Source organism: Arthrobacter oryzae (assembly GCF_037911235.1).
Taxonomy (GTDB): domain Bacteria; phylum Actinomycetota; class Actinomycetes; order Actinomycetales; family Micrococcaceae; genus Arthrobacter; species Arthrobacter oryzae_E.
On the sequence record NZ_JBBLYW010000071.1, the window covers coordinates 70,653 to 86,979 of the forward strand.

15 protein-coding genes are annotated in these 16,327 nt (G+C 66.5%); 8 read left to right on the plus strand and 7 right to left on the minus strand.

What is annotated here, in order from left to right; translation table 11 throughout:
- Positions 1-15 precede the first annotated feature (15 nt).
- Positions 16-693, minus strand: coding sequence for a hypothetical protein (locus WMN78_RS20355; RefSeq protein WP_340535710.1), 678 nt, complete (start codon positions 691-693; stop codon positions 16-18).
- Here WMN78_RS20355 and WMN78_RS20360 point away from each other — a divergent pair.
- The 4 genes from WMN78_RS20360 to WMN78_RS20375 all read left to right on the plus strand — a co-directional run bounded on the left by WMN78_RS20360 (position 605) and on the right by WMN78_RS20375 (position 5,336).
- Positions 605-1,438 carry an IclR family transcriptional regulator gene (locus WMN78_RS20360; RefSeq protein WP_340535696.1) on the plus strand — a complete coding sequence of 278 codons (834 nt, stop codon included), beginning with the start codon at positions 605-607 and terminating at the stop codon, positions 1,436-1,438. The two genes, WMN78_RS20355 and WMN78_RS20360, sit on opposite strands and share 89 nt — an antisense overlap.
- Positions 1,439-1,641: 203 nt before the next feature.
- The gene (gene hutU / locus WMN78_RS20365) at positions 1,642-3,345 is read left to right on the plus strand and encodes a urocanate hydratase (RefSeq protein ID WP_340535572.1); all 1,704 of its coding nucleotides are present in this window, start codon (positions 1,642-1,644) and stop codon (positions 3,343-3,345) included.
- A complete protein-coding gene (gene hutH / locus WMN78_RS20370; RefSeq protein ID WP_340535573.1) occupies positions 3,342-4,934 on the plus strand; it encodes a histidine ammonia-lyase in 1,593 nt (530 codons plus the stop codon). Before hutU ends, hutH begins: the two co-directional genes overlap by 4 nt.
- 165 nt (positions 4,935-5,099) lie before the next feature.
- Positions 5,100-5,336, plus strand: a complete 237-nt coding sequence (locus WMN78_RS20375; RefSeq protein WP_340535574.1) for a hypothetical protein — start codon at positions 5,100-5,102, stop codon at positions 5,334-5,336.
- Positions 5,337-5,372: 36 nt separating this feature from the next.
- Here WMN78_RS20375 and WMN78_RS20380 read toward each other — a convergent pair whose 3' ends face one another.
- From WMN78_RS20380 to WMN78_RS20390, 3 genes are all read right to left on the minus strand, one after another.
- Complete coding sequence (locus WMN78_RS20380; RefSeq protein WP_317781131.1) at positions 5,373-5,609, minus strand: hypothetical protein; 237 nt, start codon at positions 5,607-5,609, stop codon at positions 5,373-5,375.
- 131 nt (positions 5,610-5,740) lie between these two features.
- Positions 5,741-6,766 carry a cation diffusion facilitator family transporter gene (locus WMN78_RS20385; protein ID WP_340535575.1) on the minus strand — a complete coding sequence of 342 codons (1,026 nt, stop codon included), beginning with the start codon at positions 6,764-6,766 and terminating at the stop codon, positions 5,741-5,743.
- Positions 6,763-7,245: a transporter substrate-binding domain-containing protein gene (locus WMN78_RS20390; protein ID WP_340535576.1), complete on the minus strand. Its 483-nt coding sequence runs from the start codon at positions 7,243-7,245 to the stop codon at positions 6,763-6,765. The genes WMN78_RS20385 and WMN78_RS20390 overlap by 4 nt, the downstream gene beginning before the upstream one ends.
- Before the next feature lie 120 nt (positions 7,246-7,365).
- Between WMN78_RS20390 and WMN78_RS20395 the strand changes: the two genes are divergently transcribed.
- Complete coding sequence (locus tag WMN78_RS20395; protein ID WP_340535577.1) at positions 7,366-8,670, plus strand: cation:proton antiporter; 1,305 nt, start codon at positions 7,366-7,368, stop codon at positions 8,668-8,670.
- Between the two features lie 118 nt (positions 8,671-8,788).
- Positions 8,789-10,801, plus strand: coding sequence for a hypothetical protein (locus tag WMN78_RS20400; RefSeq protein ID WP_340535578.1), 2,013 nt, complete (start codon positions 8,789-8,791; stop codon positions 10,799-10,801).
- 15 nt (positions 10,802-10,816) lie between these two features.
- Here WMN78_RS20400 and hutG read toward each other — a convergent pair whose 3' ends face one another.
- Entirely contained in the window at positions 10,817-11,791 is a 975-nt protein-coding gene (gene hutG / locus WMN78_RS20405; RefSeq protein ID WP_340535579.1) for a formimidoylglutamase, read from the minus strand.
- 163 nt (positions 11,792-11,954) lie between these two features.
- A complete protein-coding gene (locus tag WMN78_RS20410; protein ID WP_340535580.1) occupies positions 11,955-13,397 on the minus strand; it encodes an NCS2 family permease in 1,443 nt (480 codons plus the stop codon).
- A 112-nt stretch (positions 13,398-13,509) separates the two neighbouring features.
- Here WMN78_RS20410 and WMN78_RS20415 point away from each other — a divergent pair, with 112 nt between their 5' ends.
- Positions 13,510-14,193, plus strand: a complete 684-nt coding sequence (locus WMN78_RS20415) for a copper resistance CopC family protein (RefSeq protein WP_340535581.1) — start codon at positions 13,510-13,512, stop codon at positions 14,191-14,193.
- A gap of 7 nt (positions 14,194-14,200) precedes the next feature.
- Here the strand turns inward: WMN78_RS20415 and WMN78_RS20420 are convergent, their stop codons facing one another.
- Entirely contained in the window at positions 14,201-14,833 is a 633-nt protein-coding gene (locus WMN78_RS20420; protein ID WP_340535697.1) for an FAD-dependent monooxygenase, read from the minus strand.
- A 460-nt stretch (positions 14,834-15,293) separates the two neighbouring features.
- On the opposite strand from WMN78_RS20420, the gene WMN78_RS20425 reads away from it, so the two are divergent.
- Positions 15,294-16,325, plus strand: coding sequence for a universal stress protein (locus tag WMN78_RS20425; protein ID WP_305943307.1), 1,032 nt, complete (start codon positions 15,294-15,296; stop codon positions 16,323-16,325).
- Positions 16,326-16,327: the final 2 nt, after the last annotated feature.

Genomic DNA, 16,327 nt, shown 5'->3' on the forward strand with positions numbered 1-16,327 from the left:
CTAACTGCTGGGTTCCTAACCATTTTGTTGCGAGGCCAGGACGATGATGGCGGCGTTGATGCCGAGTGCGATGAGCCACCACTTATTGAAGGTCAGCAGGAGCAACGCCGCCGAGATTGCCGCTCCGGCTATGGTCACCGGTGCCCACCACGATGCTCCGGCGATAAGTCCCAGCCCTCCGGCCGCCAAAACAAGGGAAACAACCACAGCCAGGGCCGCCGCGAGGCGCCTGACGTTGCCGGCGAAGGAGGAGTGCCCGACGTCGAAAGGGGCTTTCGCATCCGGCTTGGGGAGCCAGATGGCGAGATGGAGCAAGCCGTGGGCGATCAGGAAGAGCCCGGCAATCCAGTTCATGGTGGCCTCCTCGAGCAGTCCGTGCCCTCCATCGAAGCACCGCGCCGGGGAATCGGCATAGGGGCGGAAGTCCCCTGACCGCGCCGACCACTCGTCCGGGAGGGTCTGGTATCCCGGACACCAGTATGATTCGATGGCGATTCCGGACGCGAGGCAGCACGCACGCTTAAGTACGGGATACCGGACAGCACTCACGCGTCCGGCAGCGAACTCTGGAGGAAAAATGGCGGACGGCGAGTCCCCCGCAAGAATGCAAAACGCGGCCTCAAACACGCCCCCAAAAGCGGCGTCAAAGACGGCGGTAAAGGTGACGTCGAAAGTGCCGGCGGCAGAAAACACCCTGCGCATCCTGAAACTGCTGGCCTCCAAGCGCGGCCCCATGGCGGCGTCGAACATTGCCACCGCACTGGGCCTGCCGCGCTCCAGTGTCTACCATCTGCTCGGCGTCATGGAGGCCAACGGTTTCGTCATGCACCTGCACGAGGAGCAGCGGTACGGGCTGGGCATCAGCGCCTTCGAGCTCAGTTCCGCGTATTCGCGCCAGGAGCCGCTGTCACGGCTGGGCCGGCCGATGCTCGCCTCGCTGGTGGACGTCATTGGCGAGAGCGCGCACCTGGCGGTGCTCCATGGACGCGACGTGCTGTACATCGTGGAGGAGCGCGCCAAGAACCGGCCGTCCCTGGTGACCGACGTCGGCGTGCGGCTGCCCAGTCATCTCACCGCCAGCGGGCGGGCCATCCTCGCCGCGCTGCCCAAGTCGCAGGTCCGCGCGCTCTACCCGAATGCCGCCGCGTTCACCGCCCGGCATGAGGTGGAAGGCGCCATCATGAAGTACTCGGCGCTGTCCTCACACCTGGACCAGGTCCGGCAGCGGGGCTATGCCACGGAACACGGCGAGGTGACCCCCGGCTTCGGCTCGATTGCCGCCGCGGTGACGGACCACGTGGGATGGCCGACGGCGGCAGTCGCCGTCACTTTCCTCGAGGACAAATTGCCGGCGGACCAATGGCCGGCCCTCGCCGCGCGGATCCGGAAAGTGGCCGACGAACTCTCCGTCCGCATCCACGGACGTCCCGCCGCGTAGGCACTGGCCCCTCCCAACTGACTGGCACTTAACGTCGCCAAACGGGCGTTTCGCGACGTTAACTGCGAGTCAGTTGGGAACAGGGGGCGCGTCTGGAATCCCGGACAGCACTGGCCTGAACCCACTGTTTCCAAGCCATCGGACAGGCTTTAGTTGATACAGAACCACATTCCCCGGAACCACCAAGACACGAAGGAGCCCCCATGGCACCCGCCGATTTCACCACCGGTGCCCGCCCGGTCAAAGCAGCCCGCGGCACCCAGCTCACCGCCAAAAGCTGGCAGACGGAAGCCCCGCTGCGGATGCTCATGAACAACCTGGATCCCGAGGTGGCCGAACGCCCCGATGACCTGGTGGTCTACGGCGGCACCGGCCGCGCCGTCCGGTCGTGGGCCGCGTTTGACGCGATCACCCGCACTCTCGAAACCATGGAGAAGGACGAGACCCTGCTGGTCCAGTCCGGCAAGCCGGTGGGCGTCTTCCGCACCAACGAATGGGCGCCTCGCGTGCTGCTGGCCAACTCCAACCTCGTGGGTGACTGGGCCAACTGGCCCGAATTCCGCCGCCTCGAGGTCGAGGGCCTGATGATGTACGGCCAGATGACCGCCGGTTCCTGGATCTACATCGGCACCCAGGGCATTCTGCAGGGCACTTTCGAGACCTTCGCCGCGATCGCCCGCAAGCTTACCGGGGATGAGAACGGCACCCTCGCCGGCACCCTGACGCTGACCGGCGGCTGCGGTGGCATGGGCGGCGCCCAGCCGCTCGCCGTCACGCTGAATGACGGCGCCTGCCTGATTGTCGACGTCGACGAGACCCGCCTGCGCCGCCGCGCCGGCAAGCGCTACCTCGACGAGGTGGAAACCGATCTCGACGCCGCCATCGCCAAAGTGCTCAAGGCCAAGGAAGAACGCCGCGGCTGGTCGGTCGGCTACGTCGGCAACGCCGCCACCGTCTTCCCCGAGATCCTGCGCCGCCACAACGCCGGCGAACTCACGGTGGACATCGTCACGGACCAGACCTCCGCCCACGACCCCCTGAGCTACCTCCCCGAAGGCATCACCGTGGAGGAATGGCACCGCGAGGCCGCCGCCGATCCAGAAGGCTTCACCAAGAAGGCCCAGGCATCGATGGCCAAGCACGTCCAGGCCATGGTGGAGTTCCAGGACGCCGGCGCCGAGGTGTTCGATTACGGCAACTCCATCCGCGACGAGGCCCGCAAGGGCGGCTACAACCGCGCCTTCGAATTCCCCGGCTTCGTCCCCGCCTACATCCGCCCGCTGTTCTGCGAGGGCCTGGGCCCGTTCCGCTGGGTTGCCCTCTCCGGCGACCCCGAGGACATTGCGGTTACGGATAAGGCCATCAAGGAGCTCTTCCCCGAGAACAAGCACCTGCACCGCTGGATCGACGCCGCCGCTGAACGGGTCGAGTTCGAAGGCCTGCCGGCGCGCATCTGCTGGCTGGGCTACGGCGAACGCGCCAAGGCCGGGCTGCTGTTCAACCAGCTGGTCAAGGAGGGCAAGGTCAAGGCGCCCATCGTGATCGGCCGCGACCACCTCGACTCCGGCTCCGTCGCCTCGCCGTACCGCGAGACCGAAGCGATGGCAGACGGCTCCGACGCCATCGCCGACTGGCCGCTGCTCAACGCCCTGCTCAACACCGCCTCCGGCGCCACCTGGGTCTCGATCCACCACGGCGGTGGCGTGGGCATCGGCCGCTCCATCCACGCCGGCCAGGTTTCGGTGGCCGACGGCACCGACCTCGCCGCCGAAAAGCTCGAACGCCTCCTCACCAACGACCCCGGCATGGGCGTCATCCGCCACGCCGACGCCGGCTACGACCGCGCGATCGAGGTCGCCAAGGAACGCGGCGTCCGCATCCCGATGAACGAAGGAACCACAAAGTGACCATCACGACACACGAACCGCTCACCGTCACCCTCGGCTCCAGCGGCGTCACTCCCGGGGACGTCGTCGCCGTCGCCCGTCACGACGCCCGGGTGACCATCTCCCAGGAAGCCCTGGACACGGTTGCCAAGGTCCGCGCCCACATCGACGACCTTGCCCACAGCGAGGTTCCGGCCTACGGCATTTCCACCGGCTTCGGCGCGCTGGCCAACCGGCACATCCCCAACGAACTGCGCGCGCAGCTGCAGAAGTCGCTGATCCGCAGCCACGCCGCCGGCATGGGCCCGGCTGTTGAGCGCGAAGTGGTGCGCTGCATCATGTTCCTGCGCGCCAAGACGCTTGCCTCGGGCCGGACCGGCGTCCGCCCCGTGGTGCTCCAGACCATGGTGGACGTCCTCAACGCCGGGATCACGCCGGTGGTCCGCGAATTCGGTTCGCTCGGCTGCTCCGGCGACCTCGCGCCGCTGTCCCACTGCGCGCTGGTGCTGATGGGCGAGGGGGAAGCGGAAGGGCCCGACGGCGTGACGTACGGCGGGCGTGGCGAAGAACCGGTCGCCGTACTGCTTGCCGAACACGGGATCGAACCTGTCACGCTCGCGGAGAAGGAAGGGCTGGCACTGGTCAACGGCACGGAAGGCATGCTGGGCATGCTGCTGATGGCCATCGCGGACATCCGCCAGCTGCTGACGACGGCGGACATCACCGCCGCGCTCAGCGTCGAGGCGCTGCTCGGCACCGACCAGGTGTTCCTGCCGGAGCTCCATGCGGCCCTCCGCCCGCACCCGGGCCAGGCTGCGTCTGCGGACAACATGCTCCGCGTCCTGTCCAACTCGCCGATCGTGGCGTCACACCGGGTGGGCGACTCCAAGGTCCAGGACGCCTACTCGCTGCGCTGCGCACCCCAGGTGGCCGGAGCCGTCCGCGACACCGTGGACCACGCGGCCCTGGTCGCCGCCCGGGAGCTCGCGGCAGCCATCGACAACCCCGTGGTGCTGCCGGACGGCCGGGTGAGTTCCAACGGTAATTTCCATGGCGCCCCGGTGGCGTACGTTTTGGATTTCCTGGCGATAACGGTGGCGGATTTGAGTTCCATTGCGGAGCGCCGCACCGACCGTATGCTGGACCCGGCGCGCTCGCACGGGCTGCCGGCTTTCCTGGCAGCGGATCCCGGGGTGGACTCCGGCTTGATGATTGCGCAGTACACGCAGGCAGGGCTGGTGTCGGACAACAAGCGGCTGGCCGTCCCGGCGTCGGTGGACTCCATCCCCAGCTCGGCCATGCAGGAGGACCACGTTTCCATGGGCTGGCACGCTGCCCGGAAGCTCAGGAAAGCCGTGGAGAACCTGCGCCGCGTCCTGGCTATCGAGCTGGTGACGTCGGCGCGGGCCATCGACATGCGGACGCAGCTGTCCGGGGGAGAACTGACCCCTGGACCGGCCGGAACTGCCGTGCTCACGGCGCTCCGGAATGTGGTGGAGGGGCCGGGAACGGACCGGTTCCTGTCACCGGAACTGGAAGCGGCAGACCGGCTTGTTGCGTCAGGCGAGGTACGCGCGGCAGCCGAATCCGCCGTCGGAATTCTGGCGTAAAAGTGAACATTCTGCAGTAGAAATACGAATTTTCCGGGGCCCCCGAAATACTAAGCGACACAACGCACGGGGCCCCGGAATTTGTAGTAGAACTAAAGATGTAGTGATGAAGTCCACACCAACGATGTTGTGGCGAACGAACATATACAAAGGGGTAGAAGTTCAATGAAAGCACGGGGGACGGTTCTGTCCAGGCGGATGGCATTTGCTGCCACGGTTTCCGACTGGAGGAGCCTCAAAGCAGGCGATCGGGTTGAAATCCTCAAGCACGCGCATGTAGTGGCCGCAGGTGAAGTTGAGGAAATTTCCGTCAGCGGAAACGTGCTCTGGCTGGTGCCCTCGGCTCCGTCGGAAACCCAGCTCTTTATGAAGTCCGACGGTGTCCAGGTCCGCAGGACCTAAGCCCTAGGGCATCCAGCAAAAGCCTCAGCCGCGTAGCTAGGCGGCGATGTCCTCGTAGGTTTCACCGAAGGGGACGGATTCGTCGAGGGCAACGGTGTAGGCTCCCGGCTCGACGCGGGTGACCCGGATGCCGCAGTTGCCGTCTTCGACCGCAGCTTCGATGAGTTCCTTGACGGCGCTGTCCAGGCCGTTGTGGATCTCTTCGGCGGAGGAGAAGGTCAGGTGGATGGACCGGACGTCGGTGGTCTGGGATTCCATGGTTGCTGCAGTCATTGGGGGTCTTTCTCTCAAATAAATGCCAATTGGCCTCAGCCCAGTCTACCGGTGCTGTCAAAAAACGTAAGATGTCTGGCATTTGTCCTTCCGGGGTTCGGTGATCCGAAACCCGGAGGGACAGCCTTTTTTCAGCGTTCTCCGCCGGAAACGGCCACGCCGGGCAAGTACTCCGAAGGCAGTTCCGATACTGGAATAATCACCATGTCCTGGACCTTCCAGTCCAAGTCGATGCAGGCCTGCCGGGCGTCCTCGAGCTGCTTCATGGAGGGCATCTGCCCGTCCACCGGGACCACGAACGATTCGACATGGAATACGTGGCCTTCGTCGCGGATCCGTGACCTGGCGGTCCCGGTCCAGTCCAGGCTGGAAAGGTAATCGTCGATCCGACCGCCCAGCGGGTGGGGTTCGGCATCGTCAAAAGTCCGGGCCCGTTTGTCCATCAGGGCGGAAATGGCGGCGCGGGTGTTGCGGATGCCGTCGTGGAGGATGCTGGCTGAGATCACCAGGGCGGCAACCGCATCCGCCCACCACCAGCCGAAGCCGATCCCCGCCACACCGACGGCGGCCGCCACCGCGGTCATCCAGTCAGCCTTGTTCATGTCGGCGTCCGCGTAAAGGACTTTGTCGTGGAGCTTCTCGGCCAGTTTCATCTTCACGTGGCCCAGATAGACCGGTGGTCCTGCCGTCAGGACCATGGCCAAGATCATCACCCATCCCAGCCAGATGGTCTGGCCGAAGAATTCAAAGCCGCCAATCGTTGGGTGCTCTCCGGTCAGCAGGCCAATGCCTGAATCCACAATCAGGTAGGCGCCCATGACGGTCAGGGCAACCGCGGCCACCACGTGGGCGATGCCCACGGCCCTGTGAAAACCGTAGGGGTGTTCTTCACTTGGGCGTTTGCGGATGGCGCGGGATGCGACCAGGAAGGATAGCGGAGGAAGGAAGGATAACAGGTCCTCCACCCAGGCGGCTTTCATCGCCTGCGAGTTGCCCAGGACCACGTACACCAGCGCGGTAGAGGCGGCCAGGAAGGCGAGGGTGATCCATTCAAACTTCACGGCCTTGCGCAGTGCATCCTGCTGTTCCCCTGGCAGGGTGGTGTGGCCGAAGCGGACGGGTTCGTGTTTCGGCTCGTGTTTCGGGAGAGCTTTCATTTCGCAGCTCCGGAAGCCATGAGGAACCTGTCCAGCTCGAGCAGGAACGCGTTTTCTCCCTTACCCACGAGCATGACGTGTTTGTGGATCTTGCCGCGGCTGTCAGTGGATTCGGCGTAGGCCCGCGTCAGGCCTGCATCTTTTTCCCACGGTGTCTTGTCATTGAGGCCGCCGACCACCAGGTCCAGCTCACCGTGTTTGAGGGCTTCAGCCAGCACATGCTCGGTGCCGTCGACCCACTCAATTTCTGCGCCAAGGCTGGCCGCGAAGGCTCGGACCCGATCAGGCTCGCTCCCTTGGGGTTCGCCGCCGTCCGGGAGGATCACCCACTCGCCGTTGGCGCTGGCCCCGACCCGGAGCGTCCCGCCGGTGACGCGGTCGAGTGTTCTTTCCGGATCGGCGGGAAAGGAGTTCCCACAGGCCGTCAAGGCCAGCGCGCATGCCAGCAGCGCTGCTGCCAAGCTTTTGGGGATCTTCATGCCTCCGGCCTCCGCCACGTGGTAGTGCTGTTTCAGACAGCCTACTTATCGTTTGCCCGATAAGGCGGACAGCAACATCCGGTCTTGTGCATCGTGGCGCAAGCAGGAGAGAAGGCGACGATGTTCGAACCTCCCAGCATCATTTTTGCCGCGGCCGGCCTGGCTGTCCTGACAGCCGCAGTGCTGCCCAAGCTTCTCCGGAACGCCCCGTTTTCCATGCCCATGGTGTTCCTCGGCGCGGGCATTGTCATCTTCAGCGCCCTCGGTGACCTTCCGGACCCGGATCCGCTCCAGTACGGGACATTCACGCTCCACCTCACCGAGGTTTGCGTGATCATTTCGCTGACCGGCGCTGGCCTGGCCCTGGACCGGCCCGTGGGGCGCCGGCGGTGGGCCACCACCTGGCGGATGCTGGGCATAGCCATGCCGGTGTGCATCCTTGCGGTCACCCTTTTGGGAATGTGGCTGCTGGGCCTCGGGCTCGCTGCGGCGCTTCTGGTGGCAGCCGCCGTCGCCCCCACGGACCCTGTGCTGGCCTCGGAAGTCCAAGTGGGGGAGCCGGCGGACAGCGACGAGGAGTCCGACAGGGAAGATGAGGTGCGTTTCGGGCTCACGTCCGAAGCGGGACTCAACGACGGCCTGGCGTTTCCGTTTGTCTATCTGGCCATCGCCATCAGCGCAGCAGGCGCCTCTCCGTCCGGGTGGTTCCCTGAGTGGTTCGCCGTGGACGTTCTCTGGCGGATCGGGATCGGCCTCCTGCTGGGCTTCGGCACGGGCAAAGTCCTGGCCCGGCTCTTCTTCTCGTCACGGCATGACAGCGTCAGGTTGTCCGAACATTCGGAAGGCTTCGTGGCGCTCACGGCGACATTCCTGGCGTACGGGGTCACGGAAATGATCGAGGGATACGGGTTTATTGCCGTGTTTGTCTGTGCTGTGACTATCCGCGCCGCTGAACACACCCACGGATACCACCGGGTGCTGCACTCCTACGTAGAGCAGCTCGAGCGGCTCATGACGGTGGTCATCCTGGTGCTGCTGGGCGGAGCCATCGCCCGCGGGCTGCTTGAGGGCATCGGCTGGGCGGAAGTCGCAGTGGCAGTGGTCTTCCTGGTGCTGGTCCGGCCTCTGTCGGGCGTTCTGGCGCTGGCGGGAGGCAAGACGGGCCCCAGGGAACGGATCGCCATTTCGTTTTTCGGCATTCGCGGGATCGGTTCCCTGTATTACCTCGCCTACGCCCTGGGCAAGGGTCAGTTCACGGACCAGGCCGAGCAGCTGTGGGCCATCGTGGGCCTGGTGGTGGCCGCGTCCGTGGTCCTGCACGGCGCAACCACGGCTCCCGTCATGAACAGGCTCGACCGGCTGCGCCAGCGGAAGGCGGCGGAGAAGTTCGGCGATGAGGACGAGGCGCCGAAGACCGCAGTGTGAGGAACACGCCCGATTTCGCGGCCATTGAGCGCCCGCGCCTCATCCGATATCGTCAAGTCCACAGGACCGGCCCGGGGTCAGCTGGGCGCAGTCACCAGCCACCAGAGAGCAGCCTCCCGTGTCTACCGAGCACTCCGCAACACTGCACTCCGCAACACCGTCCGCCCAGGCGGTATCCGACCAGCGCCCTGCCCTCGAGCGGCGCCTTGATCCGCAGATCCGCAAGCTCGCAGTGGGGGTTTGGACGGCGGAGCTGATCGGGGACGAACTGGCGAACATCAGCTACGGAGGCCGGTCCGTGCTCCGGGCCATCAAGGCGGTGGTGCGGGACCACGAATGGCGCACCCTTGCGCCGTCGGTGCGGGATATCGCGGAACTGAAGGACGACGACGGCATCAGCCTCCGCATCCACGTTGACTACGCGGCACCCGGCGCTGAGGCGAAGGGCACTGAGGCACCCGGCGCAACGCCGGCCTACGAAGGCATGCTGATGCTCCGGATCACCCCGGCCACTGTCGAGGTATCGTTCTCCGGCCGGGCGAAAACGGCGTTCCGGCGCAACCGGATCGGCCTGGTGGTCCTCCATCCCACCAGCGAAGCGGGCCGGGACGTCAGCGTGGTGTCGCCGGACGGCACCGTAGCCAGCGGGGCCTTCCCCACGGACATCCGGCCGGACCTGGTCTTCTCGGATATCTCCTCAATGGAGTGGGCAGACGCCGGGACGGCCTTCGACCTCGGCTTCTCGGGGGACATCTTCGAAACCGAGGACCAGCGGAACTGGAGCGACGGTTCCTTCAAGACCTACAGCACGCCCTCCGCGCTGCCCATCCCGGTGGACGTCGCTCCGGGGGACACCGTGAACCAGTCGGTCAGTATCGAAGCCCTCAGCATCGAGACACCGGACAACCCGATCCGCGAAAGCCATGAACCAGCGGCCTTCACGGTGGGCGAACCGGCCGGAACCGTTCCCGCGCTCGCAGTGTCCGTGGACTCACCACCCGTGGACCCAACGCAAACGCCGGCCGAAGACTCGGGGGAGCGGCCGCAGCTGCCCGGCCTCGACGCAGTCCTGGTGGAGCTGTACGAGCCTCGGGAAGCGTGGCCCGCCAAGCTGGCCGCCGCAACGCGCGAGGCGGACCGGCACGGCGCCGCGCTGGACGTGCGGGTCGTCTCCGATTCGGCCGACGGCGTGGCGGACGCACTCACCAGCGCCCTGGGCGGGCAACTGGCACGGGTTGTCCGGCTGGGACTGTTCCACCCCGCGACGCAGTGCACGGACCCGGCAGCCTTTGGCGCGCTGAAGGCGTCGCTTGTCGAAGCAGGATTTAGCGGGCAGCTGCTGGCCGGCACCCGCTCCCATTTCACCGAACTCAACCGCTGGACTGCCGGCGGCAGTGACGGCAGCGGCACCCCTGTCCCGCAGGACGCCGACGCGCTGACCTTCAGCCTCGCGCCGCAGGTCCACAGCACGGAAGTTCCCCACATTCTGGAGACCGTACCCGTCCAGCGGCTCGCCGCGGCCAACGCCGTGAAACTCGGGGACGGGCGCCCGGTGCATGTCGGCCCCATCACGCTCAAGCCGCGCCTGCACGCCCCGGACGAGCACGCCCCCGGCGACGAACTCCAGGACCACAGCTTCGCCGCCGCCTGGACGCTGGCCAGCCTTGCCGCCCTCACCGTTGACGGCGTCGCCTCCGCAACGTACTTCGAAGCGGGACCGCCGCGCGGCATCGCCACCGCCGAGGGCACGCTCAACCCTGCGGGAGAGCTGCTGCAAAAGCTCGCTGCCTGCAAGGGCGATCCGGTGCTGGCCGTTGCGGAAGCACCGGTGCACCCGCCGGCAGGCAGGAACCCAGTGACGGTCTATCCGGTGCAGTCGGCCGCAGGCCTGCAGCTGTTCCTGGGCAACCTCAGCCCCCGCGAGACCACCGTCAACCTCACGCTCCCCCAGGAGAGCGCCGCAGGTACCGCTTCCGGTGCCGCCTCGGGATCCGCTGACGTGGCGGTCATCGGGGCCGCCGCAGGCGCGCAGGCGCATGCGGCGGCAGCGGAGGCATCATCACCGGACAACGGAGTTCTGACGGTCACGCTGGGACCGTGGGCCACCGCCGTCGTCAGTTTCCGTGCCTGACGGCGCGCGGGAGGCTTAGCCCAGCAGGGTGTTGACCAGCCGCGCGGCCACCTTGGCGGTGCGCTGGTCGATGTCGAACTTCGGGTTCAGTTCGGCCACGTCCGCGTGCAGCAGCTTTCCGCTGGCGGCCACCTGGCGGCACACGGCGCTGATGACGGCCAGCGGAACTCCGAAGGCGGCCGGTGCGCTGACCCCCGGGGCCACGGCGGCGGGCAGGACATCCAGATCGATGGTCAGGTAAAGCACGTCCACGGTGTCCAGGAAGTCGGCCACGAACTGACGGGTGGCTTCCGCCGTGCAGTCCTCATCGAGGAGGTACTTCACGCCCAGCCGTTCAGCGGTCTTGAAGAGTACCCGGGTGTTGTTCGGCTCGGAGATCCCCACGACGGCGTAGTTCAGTGTGCGTTCGGCGGCCTCCTCCGCGCGGGCCATCTGCAGGAAGGGTGTGCCGGAGGAGGGCTCGGGCGCGTCCCGGAGGTCGAAGTGCGCGTCCAGGTTCAGCACCCCCAGCCGCCTGCCGCTGCGGACCGCGTCGGAGTTGGCCACGCCAAGGTAGCTGGCAAACGCGGTCTCGTGGCCGCCGCCCAGCAGCACGGTGAGGTTGCCGGCGTCGAGCATTTCAGACACTGCCAGCCCGGCCCGGGCCTGGCCGCCTTCCAGGGCGTTGTCCTTGACGGTCACATCTCCGGCGTCGAACACCTCGCGGGGGAGATGGAAGGCGAGGGGACCCAGAGCGGTCCGGATGGCGCAGGGGCCCGAGGCGGCGCCCGCCCGGCCCTTGTTCCGCAACACTCCCGCTTCGCTGCTGAAACCGAGAATGACGGCGGGACAGCGGGGGGACGCCTGTGCCTCGGCGTGCGAAGCAGCAGCGGGCCCGTGGTGGTACGGCTTGACGGCCTGCCACCAGCGGCGGTGTTCGGCGCTGTCGCCGTCGAACCGGCCCCGCCAGGTGAGCGGCGGGATATCGACTGTGAGGGCTGTGTGCGGCATACTCCAAGCTCACCGCAGCGGAGCCTCGAAAACCAGCCCCGCCGCCGTCGACCTGTCCCGAATCCCGGACACTTGGCTTAACGCCAGATGGCACGTCGCGGCAATGTTTTCAAGAAACACTGCCGCGACGTGCCATCTCGGCGAGCGGGGCCGGGATGAAGCGCTAGTGGATGCCGAGAGCCTGCTCGATGGGGCCGATGCCGAAGAACAGCAGGAACGCGGCGGCCACGGCCCACATCAGCGGGTGGACCTCCCGGACACGGCCCTGGAAGGTGCGGATCAGCACGTAGGCGATGAATCCGGCGCCCAGGCCGTTGGCGATCGAGTAGGTGAACGGCATGAGGGTGAACGTGAGGAACGCGGGAATCGCAATGCCCCAGTCCTGCCAGTCGATCTTGCCCACCTGGGCCACCATCATGAAGCCCACCACCACGAGGGCCGGGGCCACGGCCTCGAACGGGACCAGGTTGATGAGCGGCGTGAAGAACATGGCCACCAGGAACAGCAGGCCGGTGACGATCGAGGCCAGGCCGGTGCGTGCGCCCTCACCGATGCCGGCGCCGGACTCCACGTAGATCTGGTTGGAGGAAACGGACGCGCCGCCGCCGACGATGGCACCGAGGGCGTCAACCTGCAGCACGCGGTCCACGTTGGGGATGTTGCCGTCCTTGTCCACGGTGCCGGCCTCGTTGGCCAGGCCCACCATGGTGCCCATGGCATCGAAGAAGATGCTGAGCAGGATCACGAAGGCCAGCAGCGTTGCGGCCACAAAGCCGAGGTGTTCGAAGGCCCCGATGGGATTGGCCTTGCCGATCAGCGACAGGTCCGGTGCGGCCCACTCGGTGAACTTCGGTGCCACCAGGGACCAGCCCTGCGGGTTGAAGTTCTTGCCGTCGAAGCTCGGACCGATGTGGAGGGTGAATTCAAGGATGACGGCCAGGATGGTGGAGGCGATGATGCCGATCAGGATGGCGCCCTTGACCTTGCGGACCAGCAGGCCGATGGTCAGGATCAGTCCGAACACGAACACCACCGTGGGCCAGCCCATGAGCTTGCCGTCGAAGCCAAGGCCCACCGGGACCGTGGTGCCGGCGGCGTCCGGGATTCGCCGCACGAACCCGGCGTTGACCAGGCCGATCAGGGCGATGAACAGGCCGATGCCCACCACGATGGCCGTCTTGAGCCCATCCGGGACAGCTCTGAACACCGCCGTGCGGAACCCGGTGAGGACCAGGATCAGCATGGTGATGCCGGAGAGGACCACCAGGCCCATCATGTCCGGCCAGGTCAGGCCCGGATTCGTTGCCACCGTCACCGCCACGAAGGCGTTGACGCCCAGCCCGGTGGCCATGGCGAACGGGTGCTTGGCCCAGGCGCCCATGAGGATGGTCAGGATGCCCGCGGCAAAGGCGGTGACGGCCGCGACGGCGGGGAAGCCCAGGGTCGCGCCGCTGGAGTCGGGCCCGGAGAGAATCAGCGGGTTCAGCACCACGATGTAGCTCATGGCGAAGAACGTGGCAAAGCCTCCGCGGATCTCGCGGGAGAAGTTTGACCCCCGCTCGGAAATCTTGAAGTACCGGTCCAGTGCAGAGCCCTGCTTAAGCATTAGTCCTCCGGGGAGAGTGTTGGGGATTACTTGAATCCTAGTAGGTTGCCGGGATGCAACCTCCCGATTTCGCCTAGTCTGTAAGGAAGCCAACACACAGGAGTAGCCCCGCATGCGTCCCATCCGCCACTTGCTGAGAGCCCTTGTCGGGGCGCTGTTTTTCACGGCTGCCGTGCTGTCCGCTGCGGCGCCGGCCTCAGCCCACGACGCCGCCGAGTCCAGCAGCCCGGCGCAGGGCGCCACCGTGGCCGCTCCCCCCGAGACTGTTTCCGTAACCTTCAACAAGGCCCCGCTGGCCCTCGGCTCGCAGTTCCACGTGAAGGACGCCGCGGGCACCAACTGGGCGGAGGGGCCCGTGGACATCGTGGACAACGTGGCGTCGCAGAAGCTCCGGGCCGGCGCTCCCGCCGGGGAGTTCACGGTGTTGTGGCGCGTGGTCAGTTCCGATTCGCATCCGATCGAGGGCACCTTCACGTTCACCGCCACCGCCGCAGCGGCGGGCTCCGGCACGGCCAGCCCGGCGCCGGGTTCGACGGCGGGTTCAACGCAGGGTTCCACGACGGCGGGCCAGATCCCCTCGGCGGGCACTGCACAGCCCGGCACCCCCACGATCCCTGAGCCCGCTCCGGACGCGTCGGAACCGTTCCCTTGGAGCCTGGTGCTTTTCGCCGGAACCGCCTTGGGCATCCTCGTGGCGCTGGGCGTGCTGGCGAAACGGAACCTCAAGTCCCCTGATGCCGACGCGAGCGATGCCGGCGCCAGTGACTCCGGCGTTACTGACCGCCGCGAGCGGTAGGTCCGGGCTAGGCCGGCGCCGGCAGTGCTGCGAAGCTTCCCGTCAGGATCGACGGGACGCTGTCCGGATAAACCTTCGCGGAGATTGCCTGCCCCACCGCCTTGGCCTGGCGGAGTACTTCCTTGGGCGTGGGAGTAATGAGTTCCCCGACGCCCACGAGGTACATGCCGATGGCCCGCATGGCCGCCGCCAGGTTCTGCCCCAGTGCCAGCCCGAGGTCGGCGAGCATGCGGCGCAGCTGGCTGTGCGCGCCGCGGGTCAGGACAATATGGTGGGCCAGCAGGACGCCGTCCGGCGTGTGGACGGCCCACTGGTGGACGGACGGCTCGGAGAGCCCGGTGCCCAGAAGGTTGAGCTGAACGGCGCGGGTGTTGTTGCGGATGTCCAGGTTGTGGCTGCTGGCGTAGTTCCTCAAGTGCCGGAGGATTTCGTTCCGCTCCTGCATTGTGGCTGAATTCGGCGCGTCACAGCGGGGCAGGGACACGGTGTTGGTGGACTGGATCCCGCCCAGTGTTTCGAGCGCGTCCACGGTGATGGAGTCCACCCCACGCCGCCGGAGTTCGCTGGCAATCGCCAGGCCCGGAAGCCCTGAGCCGATGATCACCGTAGTGGTCTGCTCGGCCCCACCATAAATAGGCATGCTCGACACTGCTCGTTCCTCCTCGAATGGTTCCCTGCGCAGGTCTCGTTCTCCTGCACGCTCCGTAACCCCCAAAGTCCGGCCGCCGCGCATGAAGCTGGATTGTGTTCTGAAACACATATCTCAGTTTCGCAACGCCTCGACAATACAGAACTTTTCGACCTCTGGATAGCCCTTGCCGGACATTGGTTACCCCAACAATCTCACACTTGTAATTCGGCTCATCGGAGGTGGGATCTCTATGTTTCAGCGGGGTAAAAAGTGGTAGCTGGCTCAGGTGTCCAACGCCTCTCCGTGCGCGGCTGATGGCCGCTTGCTTAGTCTTCGGCAACCGAGAATAGTGGTCTAAAAGAGCGGAATTTCGGCCACAATCAGGTCCTGGTCCACGGTTCACCCGGTGGACGGCCACTCGTGGCAGAATAGCGGCAACATCAGGCAGTATCGCGAGGAGGCGGACCCCATGGGCCGAGATCAGGTGCACCCGTCAAGGGATGACGACGGCGGTTCTGCCGCCCCCGAGGGGATCGTCGTCGGTGTGGACGGTTCCGACCATAGCCAGTGCGCACTCGTCTGGGCCGCCCGCGAAGCTGAGCGCCGCCGCCGCCCCCTCCACATCGTGACCGCCTACTCCGTGCCGATCTTCGCCGCGTCCGGCCTGGACGGCGGCTACGCCACTGTGGATGACTCGGTGATCCGCGAGGGCGCCGAAGCCATCCTCAAGCAGGCTTTGGACAAGGTGGCCCCTTACGACATTGACGTTGACGCCTCCGTGGAGAACGGCGACGCCTCAGGTGTGCTGCTGGAGATGTCGGAAACCGCCGAACTGCTGGTCTTCGGCACCCGCGGCAGGGGCGGCTTCGTGGGCAGGCTCCTCGGCTCGGTCAGCAGCGCCCTTCCGGCTCATGCGAAGTGCCCAACGGTCACCGTGCCGCTGATCTGCGCGGACCGCCTGGGGGAGACCACGGACGACAAACACGTCAAGGCCGAGCAGGCCAAGTCCGGCCACCAGCCCGTTGAACACGTTGTGGTGGTGGGCGTTGACGGTTCTGAGCAGGCCCGTGTGGCCGTGCTGGAGGCCGCGGACCAGGCCGAACGGCTGGGAGCGCCGCTTCGCGTCGTCTGCGCCGTGCCGCAGTACAGCGGGTCGCTGGCATGGGTCCCTGCGCCGATGGACCGGGAGGCCCTGTTCGCGGACATCCGGGTCCAGCTCGACGCCGGCGTGGCCTGGCTGAAGAGCCACTATCCCAAGCTGACCGTAGAGACCCAGCTCGTGGACGGTTCCCCCGTGGACGTCCTGGTTGAAGCCAGCCGGCACGTGGAACTGGTGGTGGTGGGAACCCGCGGCCGCGGCGGCTTCACCGGGATGCTGCTGGGGTCGACCTCGGACGGCATCCTCCACCATGCCAAGGGGCCCGTGCTGGTGGTTCCGGACCGGGACGACCCCCGCCTCGCGGACCGTGCCAGCTTCGGGCCCATGCTCGGCGCAGCGTAACC